Origin of the sequence: Fusobacterium varium, from assembly GCA_021531615.1 — a bacterium.
Lineage (GTDB): Bacteria > Fusobacteriota > Fusobacteriia > Fusobacteriales > Fusobacteriaceae > Fusobacterium_A > Fusobacterium_A varium_C.
This window is the reverse complement of sequence record JADYUE010000060.1, coordinates 1-10551: the sequence shown is the minus strand read 5'-3', so window position 1 is coordinate 10551 and position 10551 is coordinate 1. Positions and strand designations below refer to the sequence as shown.

Here is a 10551-nt window from a genome sequence, read left to right as displayed (position 1 = left end):
TTTTATTTTTTATATAATAGGGTCAAAAAATTCATTGATAATATAACGGCTCTATAGTATAATTTGGAGGTCTTTTATGACTGGTTTAGAAAAGAAAAAAGAACTTTATAATTTAAGAAATGGTTATTTAAAATACAATCCTTATTTTCAATATACTGAAATTAATGTCTATAAATTCTTTGAATTAATATACAGTAGAAATGATGAAATGCCTTTAGAGGAATGTGAGGGAGCTTCTCAAGAACATCAAAATCATAAATATCACGGAATAGCTACAGAAATTTTAAAAGATAGAGCAAGACATTTTATGATTTTTAATGATTTGAACTTTTTGGAAGAAATTAAAGATAGAGAGTTTGTCATCACAAGCCCCATCAGTTATATAGGGAGAAACAGAACGGCGAAAAACTCAAGATTTTTATATGCTTTTGCCATTGATTTAGATGGAGTAGGAAAGCAGCAAATAGAAGATATTTTTTATCAGTATAAAAATGAGGTTATGCCCAAACCTAATATCATAGTCAGCTCAGGAAATGGACTGCATTTGTATTATATTCTTGAAAAACCTATAGCTCTTTTTGATAATATCAAAATCCTTTTAAAAAGATTTAAGTATGGGTTAATAGACTTGGTTTGGAACGGCTATACATCAAGCGTCAAGAAAAGACAATATCAAGGAATTTTTCAAGGATTTAGAATCCCTGAAACAAAAACAAAATTTGGAGAAGTTGTAAGAGCTTTTTATTTAGAAAATTCAGAGCTTTATACCATTGAAAAACTTAATTTATGGGTAACAGGAAGAAGAAAATTAGTAGATACAGAAATAGACATTATAAATAAAGCTCTTTATGTTCCGAAAAAATTAACTTTAAAAGAAGCGAAAGAAAAGTACCCTGATTGGTATGAAAGACGGATAGTAAAAGGCGATAAATCTCGTAAAAAATGGCATATTAAAAGAGATTTATATGATTGGTGGAAAAGAACTATTACAGATAATGAAAAAGTAGTTGAGGGACACAGGTATTTTTGTATAATGAGCCTTGCTATGTATGGACTAAAATGTGATATACCTTATGAGGAGGTAAAAGCCGACGCATATTCGTTCTTAGAGGAGATGGAAAGTAAGACAGGAAATCAGGATAATCATTTTACAGAAGAAGATATAGAAGATGCCCTAAAAGCCTATAAAGAAAGTTATATGACTTTTCCTCGTAAAGATATAGAGATTGTAACAGGTATACCTATTCCTCCAAATAAGAGAAATTATAGAAAGCAAGAAGCTCATATTCAGATGATGAATATGATTAGAGATGTTATTAATAAAAATACTACTTGGAATAAGATAGGAAATGGAAGAAAATCTAAAAAAGATGAAGTTATAGACTACCTAAGATTTAATCCTAGAGCAACAAAATACCAGTGTGTAAAAGATACAGGAATGTCTAAAAATACAGTCAAAAAATACTGGGAGGAAATTCAACAGATTATAGAGAAAGAAAATCCATTAAGAAAAAAGCTAACTCTGGATGAATTAAAACAGCTAATTATAAAACAAAATCACGGTTTTAAATCCCAACAACAACACGAAGAATTTTGTAGTCAAATTTTAGAAGCAGAAGATAATAAAAAAATTAAAGAAATTTGTTTAAAATATGACTTTGTACCTAACTTCAAAATATCTTAAAAAAGGAAATGCTTAAAACAGCCTTTAAATAGCTTAAATTTGATTCAAAAATAAAAGGTATAAAACATCAAGATGACCCCGAGAAATGCGTTATAAACGATTTTACGAGGTCATTTTTTTTGAGCTTCAAAAAATTTTATAAATTTTTACTTATTTTCTTCTTTTTTTTCAGCAAATTTAATTTTATAATGAGCAACCATTCTAGCTATATCTTCATCAGATAATTTTTGTGCATTTTTTATGAAAAGATTAAAAAGAGGTTTTAGCTTCTTTTCAGCTTCCTTTAACTCAATTTCTTTTAGTTTTTTTTCAATCTCTTTTTTCTTGTTAATAAGTTCCTGCTTAATTTCCTCAGAAGTCTTGATTTTTTTCTTTGGTTTAGTAGTTTCTAAATTTTCTTGTACTTGGTTAAGTTCTTCCATAGTTAAAACCTCCTGTAAAAAGATTATTTATAGTAATATTATTATAGTATATTTTAGCCACAATTTCTAGTCCTTCCTTAATTTAGTTATTTTTTGAAAGTATACCATTATTTTTTGACAAGTCAAAAAATAAGAGGTATACTTAATATATATTAAGTAAAATTAAGGAAGCGAGCACACTGTCTTTGACGGCAAAATGATAAATCATTTTGCTGTCACGACGCTCGTTTAGGGGTATTGCATTACCCCTAAAAACCCCTGCTAAAAGCAGAAAAAGGAGGTATAAATTTTATGAAGAAAAATTTATCGTTAAGACTAGATGAAGAAGATTATAATTTGCTTGAAACTCAAGCTAAATTATATGGAGTAACAAAGAACGAATTTGTAAGAATTTTAATAAGAAGAAATATGCTAGGAGATATTCAAGAACTAAACGAGAATTTAAAGGCTATTTATAGATTAAAAATAGGTATTGGAAATAGCCTTAATCAAATAGCTAGAAAATGTAATAGTAAAACTATATCTGATTTTAGAGAAATTCAAAGGGAGCTTGATGAACTATGGCAATCTTTAAAGCAATAGATAAATCAAGTAAAAAAGTTGGTGGAAGTAAAGGTGTTTTAGACTATGTAGGAAGAAAAGCAAATCAGACAGTAGGAATACTGTGTTCAGATAACTATAAAGAAGCCTTTAAAGACTTTCAAGATATTAAAGAATTTTATAACAAATTAGATGATAGACAATATAAGCATTTTACACATAGTTTTAAGCCCAATGAAATAGATAATGATAAAGCTTTAGAAATGACTGTAAAATTATGTAAAGAATTTTTTCCTGAAAATCAAGTTTTTATAGCTCAACATACAGATAAAGCACATACTCATAATCATATCGTAGTAAACTCTGTAAATTTTGAGAATGGAGAGAAGTTTTATTATGAGAAAGAACAGTTTGAAAAATGGAGAGAAAGAGCAGATGAATTAGCTCAAGAATATGGACTAGAACTTGTGGTAAAAACAGATAAAGTTCCAGAGATAGGAGAAGTAGTAGCAAAATCAAGAAATACAAGAGAAGCAATAGAGAAAGCTTTAAACGGAGAAAAACCATGTGATATAGTTACTGCTGTTTTAGCTTATATTCAAGCAGGAGAAGAAGCAAAAAATAAAGAAGATTTTACTAGAATTTTAAAAGAAAAAGGAGTAGAAATTAATTGGGGAGAAACAGTTAAAGAAGATGGCTCTATAAAATATAGAAAATATATTACTTTAACAGTTGATGAAGAACATAGAACAGGTAAGAAGCCAACATTCAGATTAGAAAGTTTAAAAGAACAAATATATCACCCTGCTCTTGATACAGAAAAATTGAGAGAACATTTCAAAAATTTAGAAAAGCAAAAAGATATAGAAAAAATAAAAGAAAAATCAAAAGAAAATGTATGGGAAAAAAGTTTTAAAGAAAGAAGTAAAAGTAATGATGGAATGGAAATATAAAGGAGGACTACATGGCAAATATATTTGACAGAGCAAATGACTTAAAAAATGAAGCAAAAGAAATAGAGAAAACATTAACTGAATTAAAGCTTACATCAGAGAGATTAGAAGAAATTCAAAAAGCTATATCAAAGATAGAAAATTTAGACCCAACTTTAACGACAATATCAAGTGAAATTAAGAAGATAAAAGAAGAATATGAAACCATTGATGGAAAAGCTATTAGTAATGCCATAAATGACCTTATGACAAAGATATTTAACAGTTGGAAATTATGGCTTCTTTATATTCCTTTAGGAAGTTTTTTAATAGCTTTAACCATAATAACATATATGTATATATCATTTGGGAAAAAATTCCAACAGCAAAATGAATTTTTAAATGATAGAATAGATTTAATTTATAGAATGGAGTTATTAGACGATAAAAATTGGTATAATAAAGAGAATAAAACTAAATATTTTGGCGATAATAAATGGATAAAAGAAAAAATAGAAGAAGCAAAGAAAAATAATAAAAAATAGGGGGAGTTTTTATGCTGACTTGGACAGAGATAGAAACAAGGGCAATAGCCTTTCAAAATACTTGGAAAAAAACAGATGGAGATGAAAGGCAAGACGCCCAAACATTTGAAAAAGATTTTATGAATATTTTTGGTGTAGATTTTAGAGATGGCTTCCATGAATATCAATTAAGGCTAAACGCCTACCTTGCCGACATCAACAGACAGGCACAGGAACGCTTTGAAAGGCTCATAGAGGGTATGAAACAGGCACAGGGCATAACGGAACAGCTAAAGGCAGAAAACGCCTTAGAATGGACAGGATGCCTCAATAACATAAGGGCTTGTGCGAGGGAGATTGTGGAAAAGGAAATTATTTTTGCATAAACAGATGATTAGTGGCAGGGGGAAATCCTGCCGCTTTTTCTGCTTTAGTTTGTCAGCTTGACAAATAAAGGGTTAAGGAGTATAATTAGATTCAGTATTATACAAGGAGTTAATAAATATGCAGCAAGGTATTCTTAAATAAACTGTCAATTTGATAGTGGGAACAAAAAGTAGCAGTCCCGTTTCACTTTTAATATGGGGCTTAGTTTTTTGTACCCAGTTTAAGAATACTTTTATCATGTAATTTTATATGCCCGAAAACATATAAGTGTTTTGGGGCTATTGGAGTTATTTACCCAGTGATAGGAGTATTTATCACTGGGTATTTTTATGCCCTTTTTTGGGTGTTGATAGGAGGAAAATCACATGAAAATAATTAACTTAGGCATTCTGGCTCACGTTGACGCAGGAAAGACAACATTAACGGAGAGTTTATTGTATACCAGTGGTGCAATTGCAGAACCAGGGAGCGTAGATAAAGGCACAACAAGGACAGATACAATGAATTTGGAGCGTCAAAGGGGAATCACTATCCAGACAGCAGTGACATCTTTTCAGTGGGAGGATGTAAAAGTCAACATTATAGATACGCCAGGCCATATGGATTTTTTGGCGGAAGTATACCGTTCTTTATCCGTATTAGACGGAGCAGTATTATTAGTTTCTGCAAAGGATGGCATACAGGCACAGACCCGTATACTGTTTCATGCACTACAGACAATGAAGATTCCGACAATTTTTTTCATCAATAAAATTGACCAAGAGGGGATTGATTTGCCAATGGTATATCGAGAAATGAAAGCAAAGCTTTCTTCGGAAATTATAGTGAAGCAAAAGGTTGGGCAGCATCCCCATATAAATGTAACAGACAATGACGATATGGAACAGTGGGATACGGTAATTATGGGAAACGATGAACTATTAGAGAAATATATGTCAGGGAAACTGTTTAAAATGTCAGAACTGGAACAGGAAGAAAACAGGAGATTCCAAAACGGAACGTTATTTCCCGTTTATCACGGAAGCGCTAAAAACAATCTGGGGATTCGGCAGCTTATAGAAGTAATTGCCAGTAAATTTTATTCATCAACGCCTGAAGGTCAATCTGAACTATGCGGGCAGGTTTTTAAGATTGAATATTCAGAGAAAAGGCGGCGTTTTGTTTATGTGCGTATATATAGCGGAACATTGCATTTGAGGGATGTTATTAGAATATCTGAAAAAGAGAAAATAAAAATCACAGAGATGTATGTTCCGACAAACGGTGAATTATATTCATCCGATACAGCCTGCTCTGGTGATATTGTAATTTTACCAAATGATGTTTTGCAGCTAAACAGTATTTTGGGGAACGAAATACTGTTGCCGCAGAGAAAATTTATTGAAAATCCTCTCCCTATGCTCCAAACAACGATTGCAGTAAAGAAATCTGAACAGCGGGAAATATTGCTTGGGGCACTTACAGAAATTTCAGATTGCGACCCTCTTTTAAAATATTATGTGGATACTACAACGCATGAGATTATACTTTCTTTTTTGGGGAATTTGCAGATGGAAGTCATTTGTGCCATCCTTGAGGAAAAATATCATGTGGAGGCAGAAATAAAAGAGCCTACTGTTATATATATGGAAAGACCGCTTAGAAAAGCAGAATATACCATCCACATAGAAGTCCCGCCAAATCCTTTCTGGGCTTCTGTCGGGTTGTCCATAGAGCCGCTCCCTATTGGAAGCGGAGTGCAGTATGAAAGCAGAGTTTCACTTGGATATTTAAATCAATCGTTCCAAAATGCGGTTATGGAGGGGGTTCTTTATGGCTGCGAGCAGGGGCTGTATGGATGGAAAGTGACAGACTGTAAAATCTGTTTTGAATATGGATTGTATTATAGTCCTGTAAGTACCCCCGTAGACTTTCGGCTACTTTCCCCTATCGTATTGGAGCAGGCTTTAAAAAAAGCAGGGACAGAACTATTAGAGCCATATCTCCACTTTGAAATTTATGCACCGCAGGAATATCTCTCACGGGCGTATCATGATGCTCCAAGGTATTGTGCAGATATTGTAAGTACTCAGATAAAGAATGACGAGGTCATTCTGAAAGGAGAAATCCCTGCTAGATGTATTCAAGAATACAGGAACGATTTAACTTATTTCACAAATGGGCAGGGAGTCTGCTTGACAGAGTTAAAAGGATACCAGCCAGCTATTGGTAAATTTATTTGCCAACCCCGCCGCCCGAATAGCCGTATAGATAAGGTTCGGCATATGTTCCACAAGTTAGCTTAACAGCTTGCAAAAGTCATATAAAATGAGATTTGAAAGGATTAGAGACTAATTATGATGAAATGCGAATGGATATTGTGTCCTGTTTGTGGGAGCAAAACCCGTAATAAAATTAGGAAGGACACTGTTTTGGAGAATTATCCCCTTTATTGTCCAAAATGCAGACAAGAAAGATTGATTAAAGTTGACAACTTGAAGATAACTGTCATCAAAGAGCCAGACGCTTAAGACGCAGAGCCGATGAAATTGTGGAACAATTCACGAATCATCGGCTCTTTTTGTTTCGTATTTGAAAGAACAAACTCACCAAATAAAAAAAACGATATTCGGGTGGGTTATTTTGTTATACCCTAAATTACCCTCTGAGTAAGCACGACCTTAAAGACTTAAAGGAACGGTGCAACGAGCAGAGCTGGGAACAGGGCTTGCATGTGCCGGAGAAAGGAAAGACATTTGCTGGAGAAGTCCGGGAAGAAACGGTGGCATGGAGCAAAGACACCTACCAGCTTTTGAAACAGGCAGAGCAGGGAAAGGTCAAAAGCTATGTGCAGGATATTGCCCTTGCGGTGCTGGATTGTAAGGAAACAGCGACCAGCCGGGAAACCTTTATCCGGCTGATGAATGAAAGAGGGTACGGGGTGGACTGGCAGGACAGCCACAAGTACATCACATATACCGACTTAGCCAGGGAACAGGCAGGAGAAAAGGCTTGTAAAATCAGGGATAACAAGCTGGAAAAATACTACAATATGGATTTTGGAAAGGAGAGTATGGAGCATGAGTTTGAGAGAAATGCACGAACAGCAGAAGCAGAGCAGTCCAAGAGAGCAGCTTCAAGAGTTAAACCGACAGAGCCGGACAGAGCTGGAAAACAGTCTGCTCAAAGAAGCGTTGGCGATGTCGAGCGAGAACTGCGAGGAATTGATGAAGCAGTCAAATCAAGAACAAGTGAGGGCAGAGCAGAACAGGCAGAGAGACGCAGAGCAGAACAGGAAGCTCATCAGCGAGCTGAAGCAGAGCGTAGAGCTGCTGAAGAACAGCAACGAATTGCTTCAAGACGCTATATCGGGCGAGATTGGGAGCCTGAAAGATGAGGTTAAGGAAAACACCGTCCAAGAGGTTAGAAAGGCGTTACAGGCGAATATAGAGGCTATACAGAGGGCTACAAAGCTTCTTGAGAAGCAGTCTGATACACTTACGAGCGTGATGAAGCAGAAGATCCGGGAGCTTGAGGAAAGTAAGAACAGTTTTTTTAGATATGAGGGCTTGAAGTTGTACCTGTTTTGGGGCGGTATGGTCTGCAATATTTTAGTGTTTCTTATGCTGTTGTATGGTATGATTAGTAAGTAAAAAGAAATCGATAAATTAGAATTTGACGGGGAGGTCTCATGAGGACAGAATATAAACACAATCCGCCCATTCCATATAGTCTGCATGATATGCGGGTCAAAAAGATTATAATTCAAGATAAAACAATAGTCCTTGAATTCGAGGACGGATATGAAAAACTTACAGAACCTTTTGAACAGGTCGAGGGAAACATCACAATCGAAGGTGTGGATTTTGATTGTACCTGCGTTATGTTGCAGAGCAAATGGGGAAACTATGGAAAATTCAACGGTGAGAAATTAGAACTGGAACGCTTTGGGGGTGGATAGACACCATAAAAAACTATCTAGGGATATGGTTGACAGACAACCTTAAAAACAAGTTCTACTAGCAAATTAAAAATTATAAAAACGAGTGAGCCTCTACTCTGAAGTGAGGAGCTATAAAAACGAGTGAGCCTCTACTCTGAAGTGAGGAGCTATAAAAACGAGTGAGCCTCTACTCTAAAGTGAGGAGCTATAAAATCAAATTTTACAAGGGTCAAATTGTCCCTTGTATTTTTTTTTGCTTGAAAAATAAGAGATAAAGAGGTATAATTAATTAAAACTACAAATAGGCTACAAAAAACCACATCAGTAAAGGAGGGAAAATGAAAAAAGTAGTAGATGAAAAAGTAATCCAAGTAAAAGAAGCTATAAAAAAATTTGGAGAAGAAACAGTAGAAAAAATAGTAACTAGAAAAAAAGAGAACAGAATTTTTTATACTAACAAAAAATTTGAGGAATGGTTACAAGAGAATTATAAAGCATTTACAAAGAAAGAATTAAAAATATTAAAATTTGAAATGTTAGAAACTACAACTAAGCAACAAGAAACTACAAAAGAAATAGAGGTTGAAACTCCTAAAGCTACAAACGACCTACAGGAAGCTACAGACAAAAAAGGAACAGTTGAGAGAGAAACTACAGAAGACCTACAAGAAGCTACGGATGAAAAAGAAAAAACTACAACTAAGCAACAAGAAACTACAGAAAAAATAGAGCCTGAAATCTTGGAAGCTACAAACGACCTACAAGAAACTACAGATAAAAAAGAAGAAAAAAACACAGATGACCTACAGGAAACTACAAACAAAACAAGTTTAGTAATATCAGAAAGGCTAAAAAATGAAGAATTAGGAAAAAAATTCTTGTATTTCTTGGATAATATAGATGAATTTATAAGCATTGGTAGAAAAGCTGAGAACGATTTATTAATACCTAACGAAATCTTATTAATGAGTTCTTTCTCTACATCTCTTAGAATTTCAAGGGAAGTCCTAGATAAATTTAATAAATTCTGTAATGAACATAAAAATTATTCAAAAATTCAGATTTTAAACTTTGCTTTACTAGAATTTGTAAACAAATATACTAAGGAGTAAAATTTTTATTTTTGGAGAGAATTTTGTATCACAGAAAATCTTAGTCAGTCAAGGTTAAATAAATGCTTCGCAACCTTGACAGACATATTTTCTGTGAAATGATTTTCTTGCCCAAAAATAAAAAAATTAAAAGTTTCAAAAATGATTAAAAGGTTAAATAAAGGCTTTTCATAATTTTTTGATATAAATCCTACTTGAGAGGGAAAAAACGCCTTAAAAACGATTTTGTAAGGTCTGAGAAGCTAAAGGAAGTGAGATGAAAAAATTTAATAGAATTTTTAGAAAAACATTAAAACAAATCAAAAAAATTTTGAAAGAGAATGACTATCTTTTGCTGACGACATCTTTAGTAAATTTCTTGAAAAATAATAAAAGGATTTTACAAGACCCAAAATTAGAACTAGCTCAAGCAAAAAGAGGGTATGTATATTCTGTTGATTTTGGATATAATACAGGCTCAGAGCTAAGAGATAGACATTATTGTGTGGTATTAGCAGTTCAAGGAAAAGTAGCAAACATAGTTCCTTTTACTTCAAAAAATCCACAAGGGTCAATGATTACGAGGGTAGACTTAGGAATTATTCCTAAATTATCTACAAAAAAAGTTTCTTATGCTTTGCCTAATCAAATAACAACTGTGAGTAGGTCAAGATTAATGACGCCAAGAGTAAAAGGAAAAATGGTCAATGTTAAATTAACTGCTCAACAAATGGAAGCTATAGAAAATGGTTTAGCTTCTTTGTTGTTTAAAAATCCTTGATTTTCATAGAAAAATGTGGTATTATTTAATTACAAAAGAGCTATACGCTCACGTTCATAAGTAAAATGGTCTTTACGACTAAGTTATAGAAAGGGAGTATTTATACTCCCTTTACTATTTGGGTCTTAGCACCTGTGAGATGATTAAAAGGACTTTGCGTCTGTGAGAGAAACGGAGAACTCATCATTCTCTGTTTTGTCATATAATTTGGGTGAGGATTTTCAGTCCTTTTTATTTTTTATATAATAGGGTCAAAAAATTCATTGAT

Annotated in this window: 11 protein-coding genes and 2 pseudogenes; 12 read left to right on the top strand and 1 reads right to left on the bottom strand. The window is 33.4% G+C overall.

All coding sequences use genetic code 11. The annotated features are described in order from the left end of the window. Positions 1-76 precede the first annotated feature (76 nt). Positions 77-1684 carry a hypothetical protein gene (locus tag I6E31_11935; protein ID MCF2640669.1) on the top strand — a complete coding sequence of 536 codons (1608 nt, stop codon included), beginning with the start codon at positions 77-79 and terminating at the stop codon, positions 1682-1684. 146 nt (positions 1685-1830) lie between these two features. Here I6E31_11935 and I6E31_11930 read toward each other — a convergent pair whose 3' ends face one another. Beyond that, the gene (locus I6E31_11930) at positions 1831-2106 is read right to left on the bottom strand and encodes a hypothetical protein (GenBank protein ID MCF2640668.1); all 276 of its coding nucleotides are present in this window, start codon (positions 2104-2106) and stop codon (positions 1831-1833) included. Positions 2107-2397: 291 nt separating this feature from the next. On the opposite strand from I6E31_11930, the gene mobC reads away from it, so the two are divergent. The 11 genes and pseudogenes from mobC (at position 2398) to I6E31_11875 (ending at position 10283) form a co-directional block, all read left to right on the top strand. After that, positions 2398-2688, top strand: coding sequence for a plasmid mobilization relaxosome protein MobC (mobC, locus tag I6E31_11925; protein ID MCF2640667.1), 291 nt, complete (start codon positions 2398-2400; stop codon positions 2686-2688). Then, positions 2667-3599, top strand: coding sequence for a relaxase/mobilization nuclease domain-containing protein (locus tag I6E31_11920; GenBank protein ID MCF2640666.1), 933 nt, complete (start codon positions 2667-2669; stop codon positions 3597-3599). The genes mobC and I6E31_11920 overlap by 22 nt, the downstream gene beginning before the upstream one ends. A gap of 11 nt (positions 3600-3610) precedes the next feature. Continuing rightward, entirely contained in the window at positions 3611-4123 is a 513-nt protein-coding gene (locus I6E31_11915) for a hypothetical protein (protein ID MCF2640665.1), read from the top strand. A gap of 170 nt (positions 4124-4293) precedes the next feature. After that, positions 4294-4488: pseudogene (locus tag I6E31_11910) on the top strand (TnpV protein). A 366-nt stretch (positions 4489-4854) separates the two neighbouring features. Then, complete coding sequence (gene tet(O), locus I6E31_11905) at positions 4855-6774, top strand: tetracycline resistance ribosomal protection protein Tet(O) (GenBank protein ID MCF2640664.1); 1920 nt, start codon at positions 4855-4857, stop codon at positions 6772-6774. A 51-nt stretch (positions 6775-6825) separates the two neighbouring features. After that, the gene (locus tag I6E31_11900) at positions 6826-6999 is read left to right on the top strand and encodes a cysteine-rich KTR domain-containing protein (GenBank protein MCF2640663.1); all 174 of its coding nucleotides are present in this window, start codon (positions 6826-6828) and stop codon (positions 6997-6999) included. Positions 7000-7168: 169 nt separating this feature from the next. Continuing rightward, positions 7169-7351, top strand: coding sequence for a hypothetical protein (locus I6E31_11895; protein ID MCF2640662.1), 183 nt, complete (start codon positions 7169-7171; stop codon positions 7349-7351). A 197-nt stretch (positions 7352-7548) separates the two neighbouring features. Continuing rightward, positions 7549-8121 carry a hypothetical protein gene (locus I6E31_11890; GenBank protein ID MCF2640661.1) on the top strand — a complete coding sequence of 191 codons (573 nt, stop codon included), beginning with the start codon at positions 7549-7551 and terminating at the stop codon, positions 8119-8121. Between the two features lie 38 nt (positions 8122-8159). Continuing rightward, a pseudogene (locus I6E31_11885) lies at positions 8160-8411 on the top strand (hypothetical protein). Between the two features lie 338 nt (positions 8412-8749). Next, the gene (locus I6E31_11880) at positions 8750-9523 is read left to right on the top strand and encodes a hypothetical protein (GenBank protein MCF2640660.1); all 774 of its coding nucleotides are present in this window, start codon (positions 8750-8752) and stop codon (positions 9521-9523) included. Positions 9524-9779: 256 nt separating this feature from the next. Continuing rightward, on the top strand, positions 9780-10283 hold the full coding sequence (locus I6E31_11875) for a type II toxin-antitoxin system PemK/MazF family toxin (GenBank protein MCF2640659.1): 504 nt from the start codon (positions 9780-9782) through the stop codon (positions 10281-10283). Positions 10284-10551: the final 268 nt, after the last annotated feature.